The sequence below is a fragment of the Streptomyces sp. DS1-CR2 genome (assembly GCF_055760475.1).
In genome coordinates, this window is the sequence record NZ_CM147085.1 from 1,932,979 (window position 1) to 1,957,943 (window position 24,965).

General features: G+C 69.8%; 22 protein-coding genes. 3 read left to right on the forward strand and 19 right to left on the reverse strand.

From position 1 onward, the window contains the following. Positions 1 to 372 precede the first annotated feature (372 nt). From ACY0PA_RS09605 to ACY0PA_RS09620, 4 genes are all read right to left on the reverse strand, one after another. Positions 373 to 1,746, reverse strand: a complete 1,374-nt coding sequence (locus ACY0PA_RS09605; protein WP_473084247.1) for a replication-associated recombination protein A — start codon at positions 1,744 to 1,746, stop codon at positions 373 to 375. Between the two features lie 69 nt (positions 1,747 to 1,815). After that, entirely contained in the window at positions 1,816 to 2,460 is a 645-nt protein-coding gene (locus ACY0PA_RS09610; protein ID WP_473084248.1) for a vitamin K epoxide reductase family protein, read from the reverse strand. A 242-nt stretch (positions 2,461 to 2,702) separates the two neighbouring features. Next, positions 2,703 to 3,965 (reverse strand): histidine--tRNA ligase, encoded by a 1,263-nt coding sequence (hisS, locus tag ACY0PA_RS09615; protein WP_473084249.1) that lies wholly within the window; start codon positions 3,963 to 3,965, stop codon positions 2,703 to 2,705. 12 nt (positions 3,966 to 3,977) lie between these two features. Further along, positions 3,978 to 4,688, reverse strand: a complete 711-nt coding sequence (locus tag ACY0PA_RS09620; RefSeq protein WP_399970859.1) for an MBL fold metallo-hydrolase — start codon at positions 4,686 to 4,688, stop codon at positions 3,978 to 3,980. Positions 4,689 to 4,903: 215 nt separating this feature from the next. Here ACY0PA_RS09620 and ACY0PA_RS09625 point away from each other — a divergent pair, with 215 nt between their 5' ends. Together ACY0PA_RS09625 and ACY0PA_RS09630 are read left to right on the forward strand one after the other, a co-directional pair. Beyond that, on the forward strand, positions 4,904 to 5,734 hold the full coding sequence (locus ACY0PA_RS09625) for a peptidylprolyl isomerase (RefSeq protein ID WP_473084250.1): 831 nt from the start codon (positions 4,904 to 4,906) through the stop codon (positions 5,732 to 5,734). Between the two features lie 136 nt (positions 5,735 to 5,870). Continuing rightward, on the forward strand, positions 5,871 to 7,103 hold the full coding sequence (locus tag ACY0PA_RS09630; protein ID WP_326776708.1) for a DUF349 domain-containing protein: 1,233 nt from the start codon (positions 5,871 to 5,873) through the stop codon (positions 7,101 to 7,103). A gap of 64 nt (positions 7,104 to 7,167) precedes the next feature. Here the strand turns inward: ACY0PA_RS09630 and ACY0PA_RS09635 are convergent, their stop codons facing one another. The 15 genes from ACY0PA_RS09635 to pgsA all read right to left on the reverse strand — a co-directional run bounded on the left by ACY0PA_RS09635 (position 7,168) and on the right by pgsA (position 22,475). Beyond that, positions 7,168 to 9,750 carry a RelA/SpoT family protein gene (locus ACY0PA_RS09635; RefSeq protein WP_473084251.1) on the reverse strand — a complete coding sequence of 861 codons (2,583 nt, stop codon included), beginning with the start codon at positions 9,748 to 9,750 and terminating at the stop codon, positions 7,168 to 7,170. Positions 9,751 to 9,919: 169 nt separating this feature from the next. Next, positions 9,920 to 10,468, reverse strand: a complete 549-nt coding sequence (locus tag ACY0PA_RS09640; protein WP_356272280.1) for an adenine phosphoribosyltransferase — start codon at positions 10,466 to 10,468, stop codon at positions 9,920 to 9,922. Next, the gene (gene secF / locus ACY0PA_RS09645; protein WP_473084252.1) at positions 10,465 to 11,595 is read right to left on the reverse strand and encodes a protein translocase subunit SecF; all 1,131 of its coding nucleotides are present in this window, start codon (positions 11,593 to 11,595) and stop codon (positions 10,465 to 10,467) included. Before secF ends, ACY0PA_RS09640 begins: the two co-directional genes overlap by 4 nt. A 1-nt stretch (position 11,596) precedes the next feature. Beyond that, positions 11,597 to 13,378, reverse strand: coding sequence for a protein translocase subunit SecD (secD, locus tag ACY0PA_RS09650; protein WP_473084253.1), 1,782 nt, complete (start codon positions 13,376 to 13,378; stop codon positions 11,597 to 11,599). Positions 13,379 to 13,517: 139 nt separating this feature from the next. Further along, complete coding sequence (yajC, locus tag ACY0PA_RS09655) at positions 13,518 to 14,018, reverse strand: preprotein translocase subunit YajC (protein ID WP_473084254.1); 501 nt, start codon at positions 14,016 to 14,018, stop codon at positions 13,518 to 13,520. 165 nt (positions 14,019 to 14,183) lie between these two features. Continuing rightward, entirely contained in the window at positions 14,184 to 15,257 is a 1,074-nt protein-coding gene (ruvB, locus tag ACY0PA_RS09660) for a Holliday junction branch migration DNA helicase RuvB (protein ID WP_326776703.1), read from the reverse strand. Positions 15,258 to 15,309: 52 nt separating this feature from the next. After that, complete coding sequence (ruvA, locus tag ACY0PA_RS09665; RefSeq protein WP_473084255.1) at positions 15,310 to 15,918, reverse strand: Holliday junction branch migration protein RuvA; 609 nt, start codon at positions 15,916 to 15,918, stop codon at positions 15,310 to 15,312. Continuing rightward, on the reverse strand, positions 15,915 to 16,463 hold the full coding sequence (gene ruvC / locus ACY0PA_RS09670) for a crossover junction endodeoxyribonuclease RuvC (RefSeq protein ID WP_473084256.1): 549 nt from the start codon (positions 16,461 to 16,463) through the stop codon (positions 15,915 to 15,917). The genes ruvA and ruvC overlap by 4 nt, the downstream gene beginning before the upstream one ends. A gap of 104 nt (positions 16,464 to 16,567) precedes the next feature. Beyond that, the gene (locus ACY0PA_RS09675; protein ID WP_266566512.1) at positions 16,568 to 17,320 is read right to left on the reverse strand and encodes a YebC/PmpR family DNA-binding transcriptional regulator; all 753 of its coding nucleotides are present in this window, start codon (positions 17,318 to 17,320) and stop codon (positions 16,568 to 16,570) included. A 75-nt stretch (positions 17,321 to 17,395) separates the two neighbouring features. Further along, the gene (pdxT, locus tag ACY0PA_RS09680; protein WP_329575314.1) at positions 17,396 to 18,001 is read right to left on the reverse strand and encodes a pyridoxal 5'-phosphate synthase glutaminase subunit PdxT; all 606 of its coding nucleotides are present in this window, start codon (positions 17,999 to 18,001) and stop codon (positions 17,396 to 17,398) included. Beyond that, a complete protein-coding gene (gene pdxS / locus ACY0PA_RS09685; protein WP_356272560.1) occupies positions 18,001 to 18,849 on the reverse strand; it encodes a pyridoxal 5'-phosphate synthase lyase subunit PdxS in 849 nt (282 codons plus the stop codon). Before pdxS ends, pdxT begins: the two co-directional genes overlap by 1 nt. 198 nt (positions 18,850 to 19,047) lie before the next feature. After that, positions 19,048 to 19,593, reverse strand: a complete 546-nt coding sequence (locus ACY0PA_RS09690; protein WP_356272295.1) for a LemA family protein — start codon at positions 19,591 to 19,593, stop codon at positions 19,048 to 19,050. Between the two features lie 100 nt (positions 19,594 to 19,693). After that, on the reverse strand, positions 19,694 to 20,902 hold the full coding sequence (locus ACY0PA_RS09695; RefSeq protein WP_473084257.1) for a glycosyltransferase family 4 protein: 1,209 nt from the start codon (positions 20,900 to 20,902) through the stop codon (positions 19,694 to 19,696). Continuing rightward, positions 20,899 to 21,804 (reverse strand): phosphatidylinositol mannoside acyltransferase, encoded by a 906-nt coding sequence (locus tag ACY0PA_RS09700; protein WP_473084258.1) that lies wholly within the window; start codon positions 21,802 to 21,804, stop codon positions 20,899 to 20,901. The genes ACY0PA_RS09695 and ACY0PA_RS09700 overlap by 4 nt, the downstream gene beginning before the upstream one ends. Then, entirely contained in the window at positions 21,801 to 22,475 is a 675-nt protein-coding gene (gene pgsA / locus ACY0PA_RS09705; protein WP_473084259.1) for a phosphatidylinositol phosphate synthase, read from the reverse strand. The genes ACY0PA_RS09700 and pgsA overlap by 4 nt, the downstream gene beginning before the upstream one ends. 269 nt (positions 22,476 to 22,744) lie before the next feature. Between pgsA and ACY0PA_RS09710 the strand changes: the two genes are divergently transcribed. Beyond that, on the forward strand, positions 22,745 to 24,952 hold the full coding sequence (locus ACY0PA_RS09710; protein ID WP_473084260.1) for an elongation factor G-like protein EF-G2: 2,208 nt from the start codon (positions 22,745 to 22,747) through the stop codon (positions 24,950 to 24,952). The last annotated feature ends 13 nt before the right edge of the window (positions 24,953 to 24,965 follow it).

Consider the following 24,965-nt stretch of genomic DNA (forward strand, 5'->3'; position numbering starts at 1 on the left):
GGGAGGTCGCATCCGCAGCCGGGGAAACCCGCCTTGTCCTTGCGGACGGGGCAGGCAGCCGCTCCCTGGTCTGGGCACATACGTGCAGCACGCGAGTGGCCCACCGACCGTTTCCCGGAAGTCCGGGATGGTGGTGGGCTGCCCGCGACACCTATCGACGGTGCGCGACGCTCCTGGATCCCCATGCCTTGCGGCGTCGGGGTTCCGGCTGCATGTCCCGCTCTGGTGGTGCCGGCCGGGGCCGGACGCGAGACGCAGCGCTTGTAAGAGTTTACAGGGTGGCGAGGAGTGCCGCGGAACGGGGTCACGCGCCCGAAGGGGCGCGCGGAACTGCGCGACCGGCCACAGAACCCCCGCACCCGCCGGACACGCTCAACCCCCGCCTTCCCCGCGCAGCCGCTCCCGCACCCGCTCCACGACGTCCGCATACCGGGCTTCGCCGCCGTACCGCGTCGGCTCGTAGTACCGCCGGCCGGCAATCGCGTCCGGCGCGTACTGCTGGGCGGCGATGCCTCCGGGGACGTCGTGCGGATACACGTATCCCTGGGCGTGGCCGAGCTTGGCCGCGCCCTTGTAGTGGCCGTCGCGCAGATGGGGCGGGACGGGGCCCGTAAGGCCCTTGCGGACGTCTTCCATGGCGGCGCCGATCGCCGTCGTCGCGGAGTTCGACTTCGGGGCCAGGGCCAGGGCGATCGTCGCGTGGCTGAGGGTGAGCGCCGCCTCGGGGAAGCCGATCATCGCGACGGCCTGGGCTGCCGCGACCGCCGTGGGCAGTGCCGTCGGGTCGGCGAGGCCGATGTCCTCGCTCGCGGAGATCATCAGGCGGCGGGCGATGAAACGGGGGTCCTCACCCGCCTCGATCATGCGGGCCAGATAGTGCAGGGCGGCGTCCACGTCAGAGCCGCGGATGGACTTGATCAGGGCGCTCGCGACGTCGTAGTGCTGGTCTCCGTCCCGGTCGTACTTGACCGCGGCGCGGTCGACGGACTCCTCCAGGGTCTGGAGGGTGATCTCCTTCTCCTGCTTGGCGAGGGCCGAACCCGCGCCCGCCTCAAGGGCGGTGAGGGCCCGGCGCGCGTCGCCGCCCGCTATGCGCAGCAGGTGGCCCTCGGCCTCATCGGGGAGCGTGACCGCGCCGGCGAGACCGCGCTCCTCGGTGAGCGCCCGCCGGAGCAGCGCGCGCAGGTCGTCGTCCGTGAGGGATTCGAGGGTGAGGAGCAGGGAGCGGGACAGGAGCGGCGAGATGATCGAGAAGTACGGGTTCTCGGTCGTTGCCGCGATGAGCGTGACCCAGCGGTTCTCGACGGCCGGCAGGAGAGAGTCCTGCTGGGCCTTGCTGAAGCGGTGGATCTCGTCGAGGAAGAGGACGGTCTCCTTGCCGTGGCCGCCGAGCGCCCTGCGGGCGCCGTCGATGACGGCCCGCACTTCCTTGACGCCCGCGGTGATCGCGGAGAGCTCCACGAAACGCTTGTTCGTCGCCTTGGAGACGACGTACGCGAGGGTCGTCTTGCCGATGCCCGGCGGGCCCCAGAGGATCACCGACGAAGGCCCGGCGGGGCTGTACCCGCCGTGGGCTCGATCGCCCTCCCCCACAAGGCGGCGCAGGGGTGAGCCCGGCTTCAGCAGATGCTGCTGGCCGACTACTTCGTCGAGGGTGCGCGGGCGCATCCGGACGGCCAGAGGACTGCTGGACGGGTCCTTTTCCTGGCGGTCTTCGGCTGCGGCGGTGAACAGGTCGGGCTCCACGTCGAAGACCCTATGTCACCCCACTGACAATCCCGCCCGGCCCCGTGAAGCAGGGGCCCCGGCCGCATATCAGCTGGTCCAGAAGTCCCACCAGCGGGTCAGGATCAGCATCCCGATGATCCCGACGTGCAGCACGGGAAGAACCCACGTGAACTCGCCGAAGAACGACCGCAGCCAGGACGGCGCGGGCAGGAACCCGTTGCGCACGTTGAACGACGTCACGTACCAGAACATGACGATCGTGGCGACCCACGCCAAGGAGCACCACAGGCACAGCGAGTTGATCCGGTACAGCGACTGGAACTGCAGCCACGTGCAGAACCCGACCCCGAACAGCGTGCCCGCGTTGAACGTCAGCCAGTACCAGCGCGGGAACCGCGCCCGCCCCAGCAGGCTCATCCCCACGCAGATCACGACCGCGTAGGCCGCGAGCCCCAGCATCGGATTCGGGAACCCGAACACCGACGCCTGCTCGCTCTTCATGATGTTCCCGCAGGACACGACGGGGTTCAGACTGCAGCCCGGCGTGAAGTTCGGGTCCTCGAGCAGCTTGAACTTGTCGATCGTGATGACCCACGCCGCGAGCAGCCCCGCCGCACCGGTGATCACCAGAAGCAGCGCGAAACCCAGGGAGCCTCCGGCACTGCGGGGAGCGCCCGCTCCGTCGTCGCCGGTGGAAGAGGCGCTGTCGCTTGCCGTGGTCGTCTTGCTCATCACGCCGTTCCGTCGCTTGGGGTGGTGGCCTGCTGGCAGCCTTATTCTGCCGCACGCTCCTGTGTGTCCACCGTTCGATGGACATAAGCATGTACGGCCGACGGTCCCGAAGCGTTCGCACCGACGGGGCGCTCCTTGACCTGACGACACACAGGGCACGAACAGAGACGAGACACACGGCACGAACAGAAAGGAGCGGGTCACCCGAGTGACCCGCTCCTTCGTCCGTCCCAGAGGCCGGGCTATGCCAGCTTGCCCTTAAGGACAGTCACGATCTCCTCGACCGCCACCGCCTCCTGTTCGCCCGACTCCATGTCCTTGAGCTGGACGACGCCGTCGGCGAGGTCGCGTTCGCCGGCGACGATGGTGAAGCGGGCGCCGCTGCGGTTCGCGTTCTTCATCGCGCCCTTGAGGCCCTTGCCGCCGTACGAGAAGTCGGCGGATACGCCGGCCCGGCGCAGCTCCGTGACCTTCGAGAAGAGGACGCGGCGCGCCTCGTCGCCGAGCGGGACCGCGAACACGCTGGTGGTGGAGGGGAGTTCGAGCTCCACGCCCTCCGCCTCCAGCGCCAGGACCGTGCGGTCGACGCCGAGCGCCCAGCCGACGGACGGCAGCGACGGGCCGCCGATCATCTCGGACAGGCCGTCGTAGCGGCCGCCGCCGCCCACCGCGGACTGCGAGCCGAGACCGTCGTGGACGAACTCGAACGTGGTGCGCGTGTAGTAGTCGAGCCCGCGGACCAGCTTCTCGTCGTCCTCGTAGGCGACGCCCTCGGCGGTCAGGAGTTCACGGACCTGCTCGTGGTACGCCTTGCAGCCGTCGCACAGGTAGTCGCGCAGCGAGGGCGCGCCGACGAGCTGCTTCTGGACGTCGGGGCGCTTGTCGTCGAGGACGCGCAGCGGGTTGATCTCGGCGCGGCGCAGGGTGTCCTCGTCGAGGTCGAGGACGCGCAGGAAGTCCTGGAGCGCGGCGCGGTAGACGGGCCGGCACTCGTTGTCGCCGAGCGAGTTCAGCAGGATGCGGAAGTCGCGCAGCCCGAGCGAGCGGTACGCCTGGTCGGCCAGGATGATCAGCTCGGCGTCGAGCGCCGGGTCCTCAGCGCCGATCGCCTCGGCGCCGACCTGCGAGAAGTGCCTGTAACGGCCCTTCTGGGGGCGCTCGTAGCGGTAGTACGAGCCCGAGTACCAGAGCTTCACCGGGAGGTTGCCGGCCTTGTGGAGGTTGGCCTCCAGGGCGGCACGCAGCACGGACGCGGTGCCTTCGGGCCGCAGGGCGAGCTTGTCGCCGCCCTTGGTCTCGAAGGCGTACATCTCCTTGGTGACGATGTCGGTGGACTCACCGACACCGCGCGCGAACAGCTCGACGTTTTCAAAGCCGGGCGTCTCGACGTAGCCGTAGCCGGAGTTCCTCAGCGGGGTGGAGATGGCGTCGCGCACCGCGAGGTACGTCGCGGAGTCGGGGGGAAGCAGGTCGTACGTGCCCTTGGGGGCCTGAAAGGTGCTCACGGAAGTCTCTCGTCACATTCCTCGTCGGGGAGCCTCGAAGGAGGTTCCCTGGCCGGCGGCCACCTGCCGCAGATACGGGTTGGTGGCGCGCTCCTGGCCGATGGTCGTCTGGGAGCCGTGCCCGGAGAGCACCACGGTCCGGTCGTCGAGCGGCAGGCACACGCGTGCCAGCGATTCGAGCATGTCGTCCATGGAGCCACCGGGCAGATCGGTGCGTCCGATGGAGCCGGCGAAGAGCAGATCCCCGGAGAAGAACACGGACGGGATGTCCGCGCTCTCGGGCATCGTGAAGGTCACCGACCCCTTGGTATGACCCGGCGCGTGCGCCACGGTCAGGTCGAGACCCGCCAGCTTCAGTTCGGCGCCGTCGCTCAGCTCCCGCACGTCGTCGGGCTCCCCCACGGTCAGCTCACCCATCAGCGGCATGCCGATGGAGCGGCCGAGCGCCTTCTCCGGATCGCTCATCATGTAGCGGTCGGAGGGGTGGATCCACGCCGGGACGTCATGGGCCCCGCACACGGGGACGACGGAGGCGACGTGGTCGATGTGGCCATGCGTGAGGATGACGGCGACCGGCTTGAGCCGATGCTTCTTGAGCGCGTCCTCGACTCCCTGGGTGGCCTGGTGGCCGGGGTCGATGATCACGCACTCCTCACCCGCGGCGGGGGCAACCAGGTAACAGTTGGTGCCCCAGGCCCCGGCGGGGAACCCGGCAATCAGCACGATCGTCCTTCGTATGTCGTCCGGCGGAAGTGTGTCCGCAGAAGAATGCGGCAGATCAGAGCCTACCGGCGCTGCCGATTCCACAGCTAACCCATATACGGTACGGGGCACACAGCAGGCGGTCGTAACAGGTCCAGTTCAGACCCGGTTCGTCCCGTTCGATCACTTCGGATCGGTTCGGAATCAGGTCTCGCGACGTACGAGGAGTAGACCCGGTGGTCAGCAGCGATCAGCGGCGGCGGCAGCTCGCCCGGGAGAAGTTCTTGCGGCAACAGCAGCGGCGGGAGTCGGCGCGGCGCAGGGCGCGCACACGCAACACGGTGATCGCGTCGGCGTTGGCCGTGGTCGTGGTGGCGGGCGCCGGCGCGTTCGCCGCCGGGGCCTTCGACGGCACGGACAAGAAGACCACGAAGGACACGGCGGCCTCCGAGCCGAGCGCGAGCCCCTCCAAGGCCGCCGACCCGTGCGGGAAGCCCGCCGCGGGCAAGGTGAAGCCGCTCAGCTGGAAGAAGGAGCCGGCGCTCACCATCGACAAGTCGGCCGGCTACACGATGAACCTCGCGACGACGTGCGGCGACATCGGCCTCGACCTCAAGGCGAAGGAGGCCCCGCACACGGTCAACTCCTTCGACTTCCTCGCCGGCAAGGGTTTCTTCGACCACACCAAGTGCCACCGCCTCACCAACGAGGGCATCTACGTCCTGCAGTGCGGCGACCCCAAGGGGACCGGCTCGGGCGGCCCGGGCTACACCATCCCGGACGAGAACCTGAAGGACAAAAGCCTGAAGGGGAACGTCTATCCGGCGGGCACCGTGGCGATGGCGAACACCGGCCAGAAGCACACCGGCGGCAGCCAGTTCTTCCTCGTCTACCAGGACAGTCAGTTGCCGCCGAGCTACACACCGTTCGGGACCATTTCCGATTCCGGCATGAAGGTGCTCAAGAAGATCGCCGCCGCCGGCGCCCAGCCCGCGGACCCCACGACACAGAACACCGCCCCGAACGCAACCGTCGTGATCAACAAGGCGACAGTCACCAAATCCTGACCCCCCAGGAGCGAAAATTTCGGTCGCGCGGGATGCGGACAGCCGCCCCGCCGGTCGCCTATGTTGGCCGTGACGAAACTGTGGACGATGCCCGGGGCCCCAAGGCGCCCCGCAGGCATCATGTGGAGGAGGCGCTGTGAGCAGCGACCCGTGGGGCCGCGTCGATGAGACGGGGACCGTGTACGTGCGTTCGGCCGACGGCAGCGAGCGTGAAGTCGGTTCGTGGCAGGCAGGTTCTCCTGACGAGGCCCTCGCCTACTTCAAGCGCAAGTACGACGGCCTGGTCGTCGAGATCGGGCTCCTCGAGCGCCGGGTGCAGACGACCGACCTGTCGGCGAAGGACGCCACGACCGCCATCGAGCACCTGCGCGAGCAGGTGACGGATGCGCACGCCGTCGGCGATCTGGAGGCTCTGGGCAAGCGCCTGGACAAGCTCGTCGAGACCGTCGACGCGCGCCGCGAGGAGCGCAAGGTCCAGAAGGCGAAGCAGTCCGACGAGGCGCGGCACGCCAAGGAGGCCCTGGTCACCGAGGCCGAGGAGTTGGCCCAGAGCGAGCAGTGGCGCGCGGCCGGCGAGCGGCTGCGGGCGCTGGTGGACACCTGGAAGGGTCTGCCGCGTCTGGACCGCAAGTCGGACGACGAGCTGTGGCACCGCTTCTCGCACGCGCGCTCGGCGTTCTCGAAGCGCCGCAAGGCGCACTTCGCCTCGCTGGACGCGCAGCGCGAGGACGCCCGCCAGGCCAAGGAGAAGCTGGTCGCCGAGGCCGAGTCGCTGTCGGGCTCGACCGACTGGGGGACCACGGCCGCCCGGTACCGCGAGCTGATGACGGACTGGAAGGCCGCGGGCCGCGCGCAGCGCGAGCACGAGGACGACCTGTGGAACCGCTTCCGCGGCGCCCAGGACGTGTTCTTCGCGGCGCGCAGCTCGGTCTTCGCCGAGCGGGACGCCGAGCAGGGCGAGAACCTCAAGCTCAAGGAGGAGCTCGCCGACGAGGCCGAGAAGCTCCTGCCGATCGGGGACCTGAAGACGGCCCGCGCCGCCTTCCGCTCGATCAACGAGCGCTGGGAGGCCATCGGCCACGTGCCGCGCGACGCGCGTCCGAAGGTCGAGGGCCGGATGCACGCCGTGGAGCGGGCACTTCAGGAGTCCGAGGAGACCGAGTGGCGCCGGACGAACCCGGAGGCACGCGCGCGTGCCGAGGGGCTCACCGGCCAGCTGCAGGCCGCGGTCGACAAGCTGCGGGGCCAGATCGACACGGCCCGCGCGCAGGGCAACAACGCGAAGGCCGACAAGCTGGAGCGTGAGCTCGACGGCCGTCAGGCGCTGCTCGACCAGGCGCTCAAGGGCCTGCACGAGTTCGGCGGCTGAGCAGTCATCGCATGAGGGGAAGGGCCCCGGCGCTGAGCGCCGGGGCCCTTCCCCTGTCTGTCGGCTAAGGTCTGCGCGCCGACGTCACGCGGTAGACGTCGTAGACGCCCTCCACTCCCCTGACCGCCTTCAGGACGTGACCCAGGTGCTTGGGGTCGCCCATCTCGAAGGTGAAGCGGGAGGTGGCCACCCGGTCGCGGGACGTCTGCACGGCCGCGGAGAGGATGTTGACGTGCTGGTCGGACAGGACCCTGGTGACGTCCGAGAGCAGCCGCGAGCGGTCGAGGGCCTCGACCTGTATGGCGACGAGGAAGACCGAGGACTGCGTGGGCGCCCACTCGACCTCGAGGATCCGCTCGGGCTCACGGGACAGCGACTCGACGTTCACACAGTCGCTGCGGTGCACCGATACGCCGCTGCCGCGCGTGACGAAGCCGATGATGGGGTCGCCGGGGACGGGTGTACAACAGCGGGCCAGCTTGACCCAGACGTCCTCGACGCCCTTGACGACCACGCCGGGGTCGGCGTTCGCACGGCGCTTGGAGCGGCCACGTGACGGGGGTGCGCTCTCGGCGATGTCCTCGTTGGCGGCATCCTCGCCGCCGAGGGCCTGCACGAGCTTCTGGACGACGCTCTGCGCGGTGACGTGGCCTTCGCCGATCGCCGCGTACAGGGACGAGATGTCGGGGTAGCGCATCTCGTGCGCGAGCGTGACCAGCGAGTCGCCGGTGAGGATCCGCTGGATCGGCAGGTTCTGCTTGCGCATGGCGCGGACGATGGCGTCCTTGCCCTGCTCGATCGCCTCGTCGCGGCGCTCCTTGGAGAACCAGGCACGGATCTTGTTGCGCGCCCGGGGCGACTTGACGAAGCCGAGCCAGTCGCGGGACGGGCCCGCACCTTCGGCCTTGGAGGTGAAGACCTCCACCAAGTCGCCGTTGTCCAGGGTCGATTCCAGCGGTACGAGCCGCCCGTTGACCCGTGCTCCTATGGTCCGGTGACCGACCTCGGTGTGGACCGCGTACGAGAAGTCCACCGGGGTCGCGCCGGCCGGGAGCGCTATGACGTCGCCCTTCGGCGTGAAGACGAAGACCTCGTTGCGCGAGAGGTCGAAGCGCAGGGACTCCAGGAACTCTCCCGGGTCCTCCGTCTCCTTCTGCCAGTCGAGCAACTGGCGCAGCCACGCCATGTCGTTGAGGTGGTCGTCCTTGCCCGTGCTCTTCGGGGCGTCGGAGCGCACCTTGGAGGCACCGGCGACGGCCTCCTGCTTGTACTTCCAGTGCGCCGCGATGCCGTACTCGGCGCGGCGGTGCATGTCGAACGTGCGGATCTGCAGCTCGACAGGCTTGCCGTTGGGGCCGATCACGGTCGTGTGCAGCGACTGGTACATGTTGAACTTGGGCATCGCGATGTAGTCCTTGAACCGGCCGGGGACCGGATTCCATCGCGCGTGCACCGTGCCGAGGGCGGCGTAACAGTCCCTCACCGTGTCGACAAGGACACGAATGCCCACCAGGTCGTAGATCTCCGCGAAGTCACGGCCGCGGACGATCATCTTCTGGTAGACGCTGTAGTAGTGCTTCGGGCGGCCGGTGACGGTCGCCTTGATGCGGGCGGCGCGCAGGTCGCTCTGCACCTCGTCGGTCACTATGGCGAGGTACTCGTCGCGCTTGGGCGCGCGCTCGGCCACCAGACGCACGATCTCGTCGTACATCTTGGGGTAGAGGATCGCGAAGGCGAGGTCCTCCAGCTCCCATTTGATGGTGTTCATGCCCAGGCGGTGCGCCAGCGGAGCGTAGATCTCCAGCGTCTCTCGGGCCTTCTTCTCCTGCTTCTCGCGCTTGAGGTACCGCATCGTGCGCATGTTGTGCAGGCGGTCGGCGAGCTTGATGACCAGGACGCGTGGGTCCTTGGCCATCGCGACGACCATCTTGCGCACGGTCTCGGCCTGCGCGGCCTCGCCGAACTTGACCTTGTCCAGCTTGGTGACGCCGTCGACGAGCAGGGCGACCTGGTCGCCGAAGTCGCGGCGCAGGGTGTCCAGGCCGTACTCGGTGTCCTCGACAGTGTCGTGGAGCAGGCCGGCCATGAGTGTCGCGGGATCCATGCCGAGCTCGGCAAGGATCGTCGTCACCGCGAGCGGGTGCGTGATGTACGGGTCGCCGCTCTTGCGCTTCTGCCCGCGGTGCCAGCGCTCGGCGACCTGGTAGGCGCGCTCGACCTGACGCAGCGTGGACGTCTCGATCTTCGGGTCGTTGCTGCGCACTATCCGCAGCAGCGGCTCGAGAACGGGGTTGTACGGGTTCGAGCGCTGCACGCCGAGACGGGCGAGGCGGGCGCGGACGCGGTTCGAGGAGCCGGAGCGGGCGGGCTGGCCCGCTGCGGGGCGCACCACGGGCGGTGTGGGCGGCGCGGCAGGGGCCGGGGCGGCGGCCTTGGGGCCGGGGGCCGGGCGCTTGTCGGCGGGAGGCTTGGGGCGCGGCTGCTGCTCGGCCGCCTTGCCGCCCGGCGTGCCGGTTGCGCTCTGCCCGGGCTTCGCGGGCGCGGCTGGGGCAGCCGCGGCCTGGTCGGCCTTCTGGTCGGGCTTGGCGGCTGTGGGTACCCCCACGCGCTCGGCGCTGGGGGAGAGTGGCTTGGCCTCGTCTGGCAACGGCGCTCCTCGTGCGCGACGGGTCCCCCGTTCAGGTCCCGGAGAGCCCATGGTATCGACACTGGGCCGCTCCCTCGCCTTCGGCCGGGGGGACGGCTTTCACATGGGGGAACGCAAAAGGCGGGCACCGGATTCCTCCGGGCCCGCCTTTACGCCTGTGACCAGGTGTTCAGACCATGAGCAGTGAGTCCAGCGGGGCACCGTCGAGGGCCGGGAGCAGCCGCTCGCGGCCGCTCAGGAAACCCAGCTCCATCAGGACGGCAATGCCGGCGACCTCGGCGCCCGCGCGCCGGATGAGCCGCACCGACGCCTCGGCCGTACCACCGGTGGCAAGGACGTCGTCGATCACCATGACGCGGTCACCCGCGACCAGGTCCTCGGCGTGCACCTCGATCTCGGCCGACCCGTACTCCAGGTCGTACGACTGGCTGAGCGTCGCCCCGGGAAGCTTGCCGGCCTTGCGTACGGGGATGAAGCCGAGCCCGGCGCGTACGGCCACGGGGGCGCCCAGGATGAACCCGCGCGCCTCCAGACCGACGACCTTGGTGGCGCCGTTCGCGACGCACAGCTCCGCGAGGGCGCCGGTGAGCGCCGTGAAGGCCGACGGGTCCGCCAGGAGCGGGGTGATGTCCTTGAACATCACGCCCGGCTCCGGGTAGTCCGGCACATCGCGGATGCGGCTGAGCAGCAGCGTCGAGAGTTCCGCGAGCTCCGTCATCGGCGCTTCCCCGAGGGCCGCCCGCGGCCGCGGTTGCGCGACGCGGGCTGGTGGCGGGGGCCGACGACCGCGGTCGCCGCCTCGCCGTCCGACTGGTCGTCGTAGTCGTCGTAGTCGTCGTCCTGCGGCGCCGGGGCCTCGGCCGACTCGCCCTTGGCGGCAGCCGACGCGCGCTTGGCGAGCACACGCTTCTTCAGGGCCTTGATCTGCGGGTCGCGTTCCTTGAGGTCGGCGACGAGCGGAGTGGCGATGAAGATCGACGAGTACGCACCGGCCGCGAGGCCGACGAACAGCGACAGCGAGATGTCGTTGAGCATGCCCGCGCCGAGGAAGCCGCCGCCGATGAACAGCAGGCCCGCCACCGGCAGCAGCGCGACGACCGTGGTGTTGATCGAACGCACCAGCGTGCCGTTGATGGAGCGGTTGGCGATTTCGCTGTATGTGAAGCGGGTCTGCTTGGTGATGTCCTTCGTGCCCTCCTTCAAGGAGTCGAAGACCACCACCGTGTCGTAGAGCGAATATCCGAGGATGGTCAGCAGACCGATCACCGTGCCGGTGGTGACCTCGAAGCCGACCAGGGCGTAGATCCCGACCGTGATCGTGATGTCGTGGATCAGTGCGACCAGGGCCGCGATGGCCATGCGCCATTCGAAGGCGATGGCCAGATAGATCACCACGAGGATCATGAACACGATCAGGCCGGTCCATGCCTTGTTGGCGATCGTCTCGCCCCAGCTGGGTCCGACGAGGTCGGCGTTGATCTTCGCCTCGGGGACGTTCAGGTCCTTGGCGAGTTCGGTCTTGATCTGGTCGGACTTCGCGGTGTCCACGCCGGAGACCTGGATGCGCAGACCGCCGGTGCCGAGTTCCTGGACGATCGCGTCGTGCCCGGAGGCCGCTTCGGCGGAGCGCTCCGCCACGCCCGCGGAGACGCTGGTCTTCGGGGTGGTGAAGACCGCGCCACCCTCGAACTCGATGCCCATGTTCAGACCACGCACCGCCAGGCCGACGATGGCCGTGATGGTGATCAGGATCGAGATGCCGTACCAGATCTTGCGCTTGCCGATGAAGTCGTAGCCGACTTCACCGCGGATGAGCCGGGCGCCGAGATGGCCGAGCTTCGACATCTCACGCCTCCTTCGTGTTGACAGGGCCTACGGGAGAGCCGGGGGCACGGCGTGTGCGGCGCAGTGGCGGCTTGGCGCCGAGGCGCTTCGGGTCGAGCCCGGACCACGGGTGTCCGTTCGCGAAGAACTTCTTGCGGGCCAGGATCGTCATCAGCGGCTTGGTGAACAGGAACACGACGACCACGTCGAGCACGGTGGTCAGGCCGAGCGTGAACGCGAAGCCCTGGACCTTGCCGACGGTGACGACGAACAGCACCGCGGCCGCGAGGAACGACACGAAGTCGGAGACCAGGATCGTGCGCCGGGCCCGCGGCCAGGCGCGCTCGACGGAGGGCCGAAGCGAGCGGCCCTCACGGATCTCGTCCCTGATGCGTTCGAAGAACACGATGAACGAGTCCGCCGTGATTCCGATCGCCACGATCGCACCGCAGACCGCCGGCAGGTTCAGCGCGAAGCCGATGGCCGGGCCGAGGAGCGTCATGATCACGTAGGTGAGGACCGCGGACACGAGGAGCGAGGCGAGCGCGATCAGCGACAGGCCGCGGTAGTAGACCACCAGGTAGATGATGACCAGCAGGAGGCCGATGGCGCCGGCGATCAGACCGGCGTGCAGCTGCTCGCCGCCGAGGGCCGCGGTGACCGTCGTGACGCTCTGCTCCTGGAAGGAGAGCGGGAGGGCACCGTAGGACAGCACGTTGGCGAGGTCCTGGGCGGACTGCTGGTCGAAGCTGCCGGAGATCTCCGCGCTGCCGCTCAGGGTCGAGCTGACGCTGGGGGCCGAGACCACGTCGCCGTCGAGCACGATGGCGAACTGGTTCATCGGCGGCTGCTGCTGCGAGAGCTTGCTGGTGATCTTCGCGAACTTCTTCGAGCCGCCGCCCGTGAAGTCCATGTTGACGACCCAGGCGCCGGTCTGCTGGTTGATCGTGGCCTGCGCCTTGTCGACGTCCTTGCCGTTCACCTCGGCGGGGCCGAGGATGTACTTCTCCCACTGGCCGGACGAGTTCTTGCCGCACGCCACGGCAGTGTCCTCGGGCTTGACGCCCGAGGTGACCTGGCTGCGGGCGGCCTTGTCGGTGCAGTCGAGGTCCGTGAACTTCTTCTGCAGTGCGGCGGTGGCCGCGTCCGGGGTGGGGCTGGCCAAGGGGGTGGGCTTGCCGCTCGCGGAGGCGCTGGCGCTCGGCGACGGGGAGGAGTCGGCCTTCAGACCGTCGGTGACGGCGCGGCCCTGCGAGGTCGCGGAGGCCGTCGGCGTGGGGGTCGGCGTGCTGGACGCCTTGTCCTTGCCGCCGTCCGTGGCCTTGTCGGTCGCCTTGTCGGTGGCCTTGCCCTTGTCCGAGCCGGAAGGGCTGGCGGAGGGCTCGGGAGTGGGCGCACCGGCGGCCACGGTGAGCACGGGGCGGAAGTAGAGCTGGGCGGTCGTGCCGACCTGCTCGCGCGCCTGCGCCTCGTTCGTCCCCTTGGGGATGTTGACGATGATGTTGTCCGAGCCCTGGGTCTGGACCTCGGACTCCGTGACACCCAGACCGTTGACGCGGCGCTCGATGATGCTCACGGCCGTGTTCATGTTGGTCTGGTTGACCGCGTTCTTCTGACCCGGCTCGCTCTTCGCCTTGAGCGTGATGCTCGTACCACCGGCGAGGTCGATGCCCAGGCGCGGCGTGGTGTGACCGGACAGGAACATCCCGCCGGTCAGCGCCACCATCGCGATCAGGATGAAGGCCAGTGTGCGGCCCGGCCTGCTCTGGGCGCCGTGACTTCGGCCCTTCTTGGGTGCTGCCACCTTCTCGTTCTCCCTCTCCATCCGTCCCGCAGCGGGGTACGTGCCCGGACGGCCATGAAATGGTGTCGAGAATCCGTGCGGACATCACACGTCCGGGACCGCGGAGCGCAAGCGGGCGCGCGCGGTCCTGGGGGCGTGACTACTTCGCGTCGGACTCGCCGTCGGTCTTCTTCGGCTCAGCGCCTTCGGCCTCGGAGGCTACGTCAGTGGCAGCAGCCTCGTCCTTCTTGTCGAGGTCGATGCGCGAGTCGTCCGACGCGTCGGCGGGCTCGTCGGTCTCGGTGAGGGAGGAAGCGTCGTCCGGCACGATCGCACCATCGGCGCCGAGGGCGTCGTGGTCATCGTTGTCGTCACTCTCGGTGCCGTGGACGATGCGGTTGTACTCGTCGTCGGCGAGGACGGCGCCGATCGAGTTCTTCGCGTAGACGGCGTGGACGCCGGGGGCCACCTCCAGAAGGACCATCTCGTCGTGGACCTCCTTGACGGTGGCGTACATGCCCCCGATCGTGCGGACGCCGGAACCGGGCTGCATCTGGTCCCGCATCTGGCCTGCCGCCTGCTGCTTCTTCTTGGCGGAGCGGGTCATCAGGAACATGGCCCCGATGAGCACGATGAACGGGAGGAGGGTCACGATATTCACGGGACGGAAATTCCTTCGCACGACCGCGCACGTAGGCGGCCTGTTGGATGGGGGTGGGCACGCCGTCCACAAGGGCGGCATCGGCGGAGTCTAAGCGAGTCCGCACTCAAGGAACAACGCTCAGCATGGCACCGAGGTTCCTGACCTCGCGACTACCCTGCGCGATCACGCCCCGAACAGGTCCCCTTGTCCGCTTGTTCCCCTTGTCTGCTGGGGCGGCGTGAGGCCGAGGTGGGCCCAGGCGGCGGGCGTGGCGACCCGGCCTCGCGGCGTACGGGCGAGCAGACCCTCTCGTACGAGGAAGGGTTCGGCGACCTCCTCGACCGTCTCGCGCTCCTCCCCCACGGCGACCGCGAGGGTGGAGAGGCCGACGGGGCCGCCGCCGAAGAGCTTGATCAGCGCTTCGAGGACGGCGCGGTCGAGCCGGTCGAGGCCGCGGCCGTCCACCTCGTAGACGCCGAGGGCCACCCCGGCGATGTCACGGGTGATGTGGCCGTCGGCCTTGACCTGCGCGTAGTCGCGGACCCGGCGCAGCAGGCGGTTGGCGATACGGGGGGTGCCGCGGGAACGGCCGGCGATCTCGGCGGCGCCCTGGGGGTCGATCTCCACGTCGAGGAGGTTCGCGGAGCGGTGGATGACGCGCTCCAGTTCGGCCGGCTCGTAGAACTCCATGTGCGCCGTGAAGCCGAAACGGTCGCGCAGCGGCGGGGGCAGGAGACCCGCGCGCGTGGTGGCGCCTACGAGGGTGAACGGGGGCAGCTCCAGCGGGATGGCCGTGGCGCCGGGGCCCTTGCCGACGATGACGTCGACCCGGTAGTCCTCCATCGCCATGTAGAGCATCTCTTCGGCGGGGCGGGACATGCGGTGGATCTCGTCGAGGAAGAGGACCTCGCCCTCCTGGAGGGAGGAGAGGATCGCGGCCAGGTCGCCGGCGTGCTGGATGGCCGGGCCGCTGGTGATCCGGATGGGGGCGCCCATCTCGGCCGCGATGATCATGGAGAGCGTGGTCTTGCCGAGGCCGGGCGCGCCGGAGAGCAGGACGTGGTCGGCGGTGGCACCGCGCGCGCGTGCCGCCCTGAGGACCAGGTCGAGCTGTTCACGGACCTTCTCCTGGCCGATGAACTCGCCCAGGTCCTTGGGGCGCAGGGCGGCCTCGACCGCCTGGTCCTCGCCGTCGGCGACAGAGCCCACGAGCCGCTCGGTGTCGGGCGTCGCGTCGGTCGTGTCGTCCCAGTTCATGAGGTGTGCCTCGCGGTGGTGGTGGTTCGGGCGGGGAGCGGGCGCGGCCCGGTCAGCGGGTGCGGTTCAGCGTCTGGAGCGCGGCCTTCAGGAGCTTGCCGACCTGCGGCGTGCCGCCCTCCTCCTCGGCCTGCGGGGCGACGGCCTCGATGGCCTCGTCGGCCTCGCGCGTGGCGTAGCCGAGCCCGATGAGCGCGGCGTGCAGTTGGTCGCGCCAGCCCGACGTCACGGGGGCGCCCACGCCCGTACCGGTGCCGAGGGGCGCACCGAGCCGGTCCTTGAGTTCGATGAGCAGCTTCTGGGCGCCCTTCTTGCCGATGCCGGGCACGGCGGTGAGCGACTTCTCGTCACCGGAGGCGACAGCGCCGCGCAGCGCGTCGGGGCGGTGCACGGCGAGCATCGCCTGCGCGAGGCGCGGGCCGACGCCGCTGGCGGTCTGGAGCAGCTCGAAGGTCTGCCGCTCGTCGTCGTCGGCGAAGCCGTACAGCGTGAGCGAGTCCTCGCGTACGACGAGGGAGGTGGCGAGCTTGGTCTGCTGGCCGACGCGGAGGCCGGAGAGCGTGTTCGGAGTGCACTGGACGGCCATGCCGATGCCGCCGACCTCGACCACCGCGGTGTCAGGGGCGAGCGCGGCCACCGGGCCGCTGACGAAGGCGATCATGCGATACGGCCTTTCGGTGCTGTGGCTGATTTCGATGCGTGCAGGGCGACGGCCTGCTGGAGTCTGTTCTGCGCGGGGGCGCGCCAGATGTGGCAGATGGCGAGGGCGAGAGCGTCGGCCGCGTCGGCGGGCTTGGGGGGAGCGTCCAGTCTCAGCAGGCGCGTCACCATGGCGCCCACCTGAGCCTTGTCGGCCCGTCCGCTGCCCGTCACGGCGGCCTTGACCTCGCTGGGCGTGTGGAGGGCTACGGGGATGCCGCGGCGGCTGGCGCAGAGCATCGCGACCGCGCTCGCCTGGGCCGTCCCCATGACCGTCCGCACGTTGTGCTGGCTGAACACCCGCTCCACGGCGACGAATTCGGGCCCGTACTCGTCCAGCCACTGCTCGATGCCCTGCTCGATGGCGACGAGGCGGTGGCCCAACTCCGCGTCGGCCGCGGTCCGTACGACGCCGACACCGCGCATCGTCAGAGGCCGCCCCGCGACCCCCTCGACCACGCCGACACCGCACCGGGTCAGCCCCGGGTCCACGCCGAGTACGCGCACCCCACCCCTCCTTCGATAGCCGTTTGTGCAGGCTATCGGGTACCGCTGACAATGCGACGGGCCGACGGGTGTTGTGTCCCGTCGGCCCGTGCGCTGCCTGCGTGTCAGGCGTCGACCTTCTCCATGACCTCGTCGCTCACGTCGAAGTTGGCGAAGACGTTCTGCACGTCGTCGCTGTCCTCGAGCGCGTCGATGAGCTTGAAGATCTTGCGGGCGCCCTCCTCGTCCAGCTCGACCTGCATGGTCGGGACGAAGTTGGCGTCGGCCGAGTCGTAGTCGATGCCGGCCTCCTGGAGCGCGGTGCGCACCGCGACCAGGTCGGTGGCCTCGCTGAGCACCTCGAAGGACTCACCGAGGTCGTTGACCTCTTCGGCACCCGCGTCGAGCACGGCACCGAGGACGTCGTCCTCGGACAGCTCACCCTTGGGGACGATCACGACACCCTTGCGGTTGAACAGGTACGAGACGGAGCCGGGGTCGGCCATGTTGCCGCCGTTGCGGGTCATGGCGACACGCACGTCGGACGCGGCACGGTTGCGGTTGTCGGTGAGGCACTCGATGAGCACCGCGACACCGTTGGGACCGTAGCCCTCGTACATGATCGTCTCGTAGTCGGCGCCACCGGCCTCGAGGCCGGCGCCGCGCTTGACCGCGGAGTCGATGTTCTTGTTGGGGACCGAGCTCTTCTTGGCCTTCTGGATGGCGTCGAAGAGCGTCGGGTTGCCGGACACGTCGGAGCCACCCGTGCGGGCAGCGACCTCGATGTTCTTGATCATCTTCGCGAAGAGCTTGCCGCGCTTGGCGTCGATCACGGCCTTCTTGTGCTTCGTCGTAGCCCATTTAGAGTGGCCGGACATCTGCCTGTCTCCTTCGCGTAACCAACCCAGTACGAACTCCCCCTGGCCTCAAGGGCCGGGGGACCCCCCGAGATCCTACAAGGACCCGGCCACCCGCTTCGCCCGCACCATGTCGACGAACAGTGCGTGCATCCTGTGGTCGCCGGTCAGCTCGGGGTGGAAGGACGTGGCGAGGGCGTTTTCCTGCCGTACAGCGACTATGTGCCCGTCGTACTCCGCGAGTACTTCGGCACGCGCGCCCACGGACTCCACCCAGGGGGCGCGGATGAAGACGCCCTCCACGGGGTCGCCCTCCACGCCGCGTACGTCGACCGCCGCCTCGAAGGACTCGTTCTGACGTCCGAAGGCGTTGCGGCGCACGATCATGTCGATCCCGCCGACCGTCTCCTGGCCCGAACGCGGGTCGAGGATCTTGTCGGCGAGCAGGATCATGCCCGCGCAGGTGCCGTACACCGGCATGCCTTCACGCACGCGCGCGCGCAGGGGCTCCATGAGCCCGAACAGGACGGCCAGCTTGGAGATGGTGGTCGACTCCCCGCCGGGCAGGACGATGCCGTCCACCTCGGCCAGTTCCTCGGGCCGCCGCACGGGCCTGGCCACGGCGTCCGCCGTGGCCAGGGCGACGAGGTGCTCCCGTACGTCGCCCTGGAGCGCGAGGACGCCCACTACGGGAGAGGTCATTACCAGCCCCGGTTCGCGTAGCGCTCGGTCTCGGGGAGGGTGTCGCAGTTGATGCCGACCATGGCCTCGCCCAGGTTGCGCGAGGCGTCCGCGATGATCTTGGGGTCGTCGTAGAAGGTGGTGGCCTTCACGATGGCGGCGGCTCGCTTGGCCGGGTCGCCGGACTTGAAGATGCCGGAGCCGACGAAGACACCCTCGGCGCCGAGCTGGCGCATCAGGGCGGCGTCGGCGGGCGTGGCGACACCACCGGCGGAGAACAGCACCACCGGCAGCTTGCCGAGCTCGGAGACCTCCTTGACGAGCTCGTAGGGGGCGCGCAGCTCCTTGGCGGCGGCGTACAGCTCGTTGTTGTCGAAGCCGCGCAGCTTGGCGATCTCGTTCTTGATCTGGCGCAGGTGGCGGACGGCCTCGACGACGTTGCCCGTGCCGGCCTCGCCCTTCGAGCGGATCATGGCCGCGCCCTCGGCGATGCGGCGCAGGGCCTCACCCAGGTTGGTGGCGCCGCACACGAAGGGGGTCGTGAACGCGAACTTGTCGCTGTGGTTGACCTCGTCGGCCGGGGTGAGAACCTCGGACTCGTCGATGTAGTCGACGCCGAGCGACTGCAGGACCTGGGCCTCCACGAAGTGGCCGATCCGGGACTTGGCCATGACCGGGATGGAGACGGCCTCGATGATCTCCTCGATCATGTTCGGGTCGGACATCCGGGCCACTCCGCCGTCCTTGCGGATGTCGGCCGGCACCCGCTCGAGCGCCATGACGGCCACCGCGCCGGCGTCCTCGGCGATCTTCGCCTGCTCGGCGTCGACGACGTCCATGATCACGCCGCCCTTGAGCTGCTCGGCCATGCCGCGCTTCACGCGCGCGGTGCCGGTGGTTTCGACGAACTGGGGGGTGCTGGACACGGGTGACCTCGCTCGGTGGAAAAAAGGGGGATTCCTACTTCACAGAGGAAACGCCCCGCGACCAGTCCACATCAAGGGCCAATATCCGACCGGTGGCTCATTCTTCGCGAACGCGCCTGGCCCCCTGTTATGCCTGTCGGCTTATGTGGTGGGCCTGTCCGCGAGCGCGACGGGCGGCTCATCGTCCATCTCGAAGGCCAGCGGGAACGGTGCATGGCCCGCGAGCCGGAACCAGCGCACCTTGCGATGCCTGCGCAGGGCGCGTGCGGCCCGTACGGCGTCGTTGTGGAAGCGCCGGGCCATGGGCACCCTGCGGACGGCCTGAGCGAGCTCCTCGGCCGCGTCGGGGCCGCCCGGGGCGGCGCGCACCGCCTCCATCTGCCCTGCCTCGCCGAACACGGCCCGCAGCGCCTGGCTCAGCTCGCTCTCGGCGACCTCACGGTGGTCCTCCTCGGCCTGCCGTGCCGCGTGCGCGGCCTCGTACAGGACGATCGAGGCGGCGGGGTCGAGCACTCCGGAGGTGGCCAGCTCCTGCGCCACCGAGGCGCGGCGCAGCAGTTGGGCGTCGAGGGCGGCACGGGCCGCGTCGATCCGGGCGTGCAGCCGGTCGAGGCGGCCGGCGGTCCAGCTCAGGTAGAGGCCGACCGCGATGAGGAAGACCGCGATCCAGATCAAAGTGGAGGTCACGGGCGCAAAGGCTACAGCCGTGCCCCGCAGCGGCGGTCAGGCGCGTACGGGACGGGAGGGACGTACCGGTTTGTGCGCGATGGCGCGCCGGTACGTCCCGTCAGTCGCGGGCGAGCCCGAACCGGGCCCGCAGTCCGCTGCGTTCGTCGGTGGCGACCGCCGCCGCGCCGGTGGTCACCGTCTCGTACACGGACAGGATGTCCGCCCCCACGGTCGACCAGTCGAAGCGCCGCACGTGCTTGCTGCCGCGCTCCCGCAGCTCCTCGCGCCGGGTGGCGTCGCCCAGGAGCCGGACGGCCGAGTCCGCGAGGGCGTCCGCGTCCTCGTTGGCGAACAGCTCGCCCGCGCCGCCCTGGTCGAGGACCTGCGCGAACGCGTCGAGGTCCGAGGCCAGGACCGGCGCGCCCGCCGACATGGCCTCGACGAGGATGATGCCGAAGCTCTCGCCGCCGGTGTTGGGGGCCACGTACAGGTCGACGCTGCGCAGCAGTCTGGCCTTGTCCTCGTCGCTGACCATGCCGAGGAACTCGACACGTTCGCGCATCTCGGCGGGCAGGCTCTCGACGGCCTCCTCCTCGTCGCCGCGTCCGGCCACGAGCAGCCGGGTGCCGGGCCGCTCGGCCAGGATCCTCGGCAGGGCCTTCATCAGTACGGGAAGACCCTTGCGGGGCTCGTCGATGCGCCCGATGAAGCCGATGGTGCCGCCCTCCCGTCTCCCACCACCACCCTCAACGGAGCTACGCGCCCCTCCTGATTGCCACTCGGCCTTGGGCTCGGCGCGGGCGAAGAAGTCGACGTCGACGCCGTTCGGGATGACGACGGCGTCCCCGCCGAGGTGCTCCACGAGCGTGCGCCGCGCGTACTCGCTCACCGCGATGCGCGCGCTGATCTTCTCCAGGGCGGGCTGGAGGATCGGATACGCGGCGATCATGGCGCGGGACCGCGGGTTCGACGTGTGGAACGTGGCGACGATCGGGCCCTGAGCCGCCCAGCAGGAGAGCAGCCCCAGCGAGGGCGAGGCCGGCTCATGGATGTGGATCACGTCGAACGTGCCGTCGTGCAGCCAGCGCCGCACCCGCGCGGCGCTCAGGAAGCCGAAGTTGAGCCGGGCGACCGAGCCGTTGTACGGCACGGGGACCGCGCGGCCCGCCGAGACGACGTACGGCGGCAGCGGGGTCTCGTCGTCGGCCGGGGCGAGTACGGACACCCGGTGCCCCAGGGCGATGAGGTGCTCCGCGAGGTCGCGGATGTGGAACTGGACGCCGCCCGGCACGTCCCAGGAGTACGGGCAGACGATGCCGATCTTCACGGTCGGCGCTCCTCGAGGTCAGCGAGCCACAGGCGCTGCAGCATGTGCCAGTCCTCCGGGTGCTCGGCGATGCCGGTGGCGAAGGCATCGGCCAGCGCCTGTGTCATGACAGACGTCTTTTCGGCGCGGGTACCTGTCTCGGGCACCTCGATGGGCGCGTGGATACGTCCGCGCATGACGGGCGACCTGTCGTACCAGAGGGTGACCGGGAGGAGCAGGGCGCCGGTCTGCTGGGCGAGTATCGCGGGGCCCGCGGGCATGCGCGCGGTGTCGCCGAAGAACTTCACCTCGACGCCGGACTCGGACAGATCGCGGTCGGCGACGAGGCAGACCAGGCCGCCGGCGCGCAGCCGCCGGGCGAGCGTGCCGAAGGCGGATCCGCCTTCGTGCGGCAGGACCTCCATGCCGAGGCTCTCGCGGTACGCCACGAAGCGGTCGTAGAGGGTCTCGGGCTTGAGCCGCTCGGCGACCGTGGTGAACGGGGTCTCCAGCTTCGCGGTGACCCAGGCGCCCGCGAGGTCCCAGTTGCCCAGGTGGGGCAGGGCGATGATGACGCCCTTGTCGGAGGCGAGGCCGTCGGTGAGGTGGTGGACGTCGTCGACGTCGAACCCGTTCCGTACGCGGTCCGCGCTCCAGGACGGCAGCCGGAACGACTCCATCCAGTACCGCAGGTACGAGCGCATGCCCGCCTGGGAGAGCTGCTTGAGGCGCTCCGGTGAGGCGTCGGGCACCACGCGCGCGAGGTTGGACTCCAGGCGCAGGACGCTCTTGCCGCGCCGCCTCCACGCGAGGTCGGCGATGGTGCGGCCCAGGCGGACCGCGACGGGCTCCGGGAGCTTCTTGACCGTGCTCCAGCCCGCTCCGTACAGGGCGTCGACAAGTCGTTCGCGCGCGTTGCTCACGATGCGGTCCCGCTCTCCTGGGAAGCCTCGGCCGCGGCCTCCGCGTCGGCCTCGGCCGATTCCCTGCGGACGGTCACCATCCGCTGGATCAGCGTCACGAGGCTGCCCGCGGCGACGGCCCACAGGGCGATCGGGAGCACGATCTGGATGCCGGGGACGCCGAACGTGTGCAGCCCCGCGAGGCCTGCGGCGACAAGGGTGATCACGAGCCGCTCGGCGCGCTCCACCAGGCCGTTCACCGCGACGGGCAGGCCGATGGCCTCACCGCGGGCCTTGGTGTACGACACGACCTGGCCGCTGGCGAGGCAGAAGATGGAGACGGCGCACAGCGTGTTGTTGTCGCCGGATCCCGCGTACCAGAGGGCGAGGCCACCGAAGATCGCGCCGTCGGCGACGCGGTCGAGCGTGGAGTCGAGGAACGCGCCCCAGCGGCTGGTGCGGCCGAGCTGGCGCGCCATGTTGCCGTCCACGAGGTCCGAGAACACGAACAGCGTGATGACGATCGTGCCCCAGAAGAACTCCCCGCGGGGGAAGAAGACCAGTGCGCCCGCCACGACCCCGGCCGTGCCGAGGAGCGTGACCGCGTCGGGGCTGACCCCGCGACGGATGAGAAACGCGGCGAACGGTGTGAGGACACGCGTGAAAAATGCACGCGCGTACTTGTTCAGCATGGCCTTCCCGAGGGTCGGATGGCCGCGCGGCCCTTCTGGCCACCGGCTGGCCCATCGTAGTCACGCGCGCGCGTGGACGACCGCCGGGCACCCGCGTGCCCCGAGCAACCGCGTACGACGTATGGACGCACCATGGCCGGAGTGCAAAGCTCGAAGACACCGCGGGCGTCGTCGGAGCCGCCATCGCGGGTCCCGCGTGTCCGCGCCCAATGGGACCCCCTCTTCAGCAGGGGTGCCACCTCACCGTGCAAGTAACCGGGAGGAAAGGCATGGGCGACAAGGCGAATACACACCCCGGAGCCGCCGGCAGGGCTACGGCGGCCGACCACCCCTCGTCCGTGAGGAATGTGGTGCTGGTCGGCCACAGCGGATCGGGCAAGACGACATTGGTGGAGGCTCTCGCGCTGACCGCGGGGGCGGTGAACAGGGCGGGCCGGGTGGAGGACGGCACGGCCGTTTCCGACTACGACGACATCGAGCACCGGCAGCAGCGGTCGGTGCAGCTCTCACTGGTGCCCCTCGAATGGGACGGGTACAAGATCAATCTTCTGGACACCCCCGGATACGCGGATTTCGTAGGGGAGCTGAGGGCCGGTCTGCGGGCTGCGGACGCGGCCCTCTTCGTCGTCTCGGCGTCCGACGGGCCCGAGACCATGGCGGGCGCGACGCGCATGGTGTGGGAGGAGTGCGCGGCGGTCGGCATGCCACGCGCCATCGTGGTCACGCATCTGGAGGCGGCGCGCTCCGACTTCGAACAGATGACGCGGACCTGCGAGACGTTCTTCGGCGGCGACGACCCGGACGCCGTCATCCCGCTCTACCTGCCGCTGCACGGCGAGCCGGGGCCGGACGGGCACGCGCCCGTGACCGGTCTCGTAGGCCTCCTGTCGCAGCGTGTGTTCGACTACGCGTCGGGCGAGCGCAAGGAGTCCGAGCCCGACCCCGATCAGCTGCCGCTCATCGAGGAGGCACGCAACCGTCTGATCGAGGGGATCATCGCCGAGAGCGAGGACGAGACCCTCATGGACCGCTATCTGAGCGGCGAGGAGATCGACTACAAGACGCTGGTCGGGGACCTGGAGCGGGCCGTGGCGCGCGGTGTGTTCCACCCGGTGCTGGCCGCGGCGCCCGCGGCGCAGGGCGCCCGGCAGGGCATCGGCACGGTCGAGCTGCTCGAACTCATCACGGGCGGCTTCCCCACTCCCCTGGAGCGCGCGGCCCCGGTGGTCACCACCCCGTCGGGCGACGCGCGCACGGTGAACGTCTGCGATCCGGACGGCCCGCTGGTCGCCGAGGTCGTGAAGACGGCATCGGATCCGTACGTGGGCCGGATCTCGCTGGTACGGGTCTTCTCCGGAACCCTGCGCCCCGACGACACGGTGCATGTCTCGGGACACGGCCTCACCGACCGCGGCCACGAGGACCACGACGTCGACGAACGCATCGGCGCCCTGTCGTCGCCGTTCGGGAAGCAGCAGCGCGTGCTCACCCACTGCATCGCCGGCGACCTGGCGTGCGTCGCCAAGCTCGGCCGGGCGGAGACCGGCGACACCCTCTCCGCCAAGGACGACCCGCTCCTCATGGAGCCGTGGGACATGCCGGACCCGCTGCTCCCGCTGGCGATCCAGGCGCACAGCAAACCGGACGAGGACAAGCTCTCTCAGGGCCTGTCCCGGCTGGTCGCCGAGGACCCCACGATGCGGCTCGAACAGAACCAGGACACCCACCAGGTCGTCCTGTGGTGCCTCGGTGAGGCGCATGCCGACGTCGCCCTGGAGCGGCTGCGCAACCGGTACGGCGTCCAGGTCGACGTCGTCCCGCACAAGGTCTCGCTCAGAGAGACGTTCGCCGACAGGTCGGCGGGCCGCGGGCGCCATGTGAAGCAGTCAGGCGGGCACGGACAGTTCGCGATCTGCGAGATCGAGGTGGAGCCGCTGCCGAACGGCTCCGGCATCGAGTTCGTGGACAAGGTCGTCGGCGGCGCGGTGCCGCGGCAGTTCATCCCGTCCGTGGAGAAGGGTGTACGGACGCAGGCCGCGAAGGGCGTGGCCGCGGGCCATCCCCTCATCGATGTGCGGATCACGCTGCTCGACGGGAAGGCGCACTCGGTGGACTCCTCCGACGCGGCGTTCCAGACGGCAGGCGCGCTGGCACTGCGGGAGGCGGCCGCGGACGCGAGGATCCATCTCCTGGAGCCGGTCGCCGAGGTGCAGGTGCTCGTCGCCGACGACTACGTGGGCGCGGTGATGAGCGATCTGTCGGGGCGGCGCGGCCGCGTGGTCGGCACGGAACAGGCACCGGGGTCTCGCACGCTCGTACGGGCCGAGATCCCGGAGATCGAGATCGGCCGGTACGCGGTGGACCTGCGGTCGCTGTCGCACGGCACGGGGCGGTTCAGCCGGGCGTACGCGCGCCACGAGCCGATGCCCCCGCAGCTGGGCGACAGATTGCGCGAACAGGCCGAGGACGTCTCGTAGTTGGCCGTCCCGC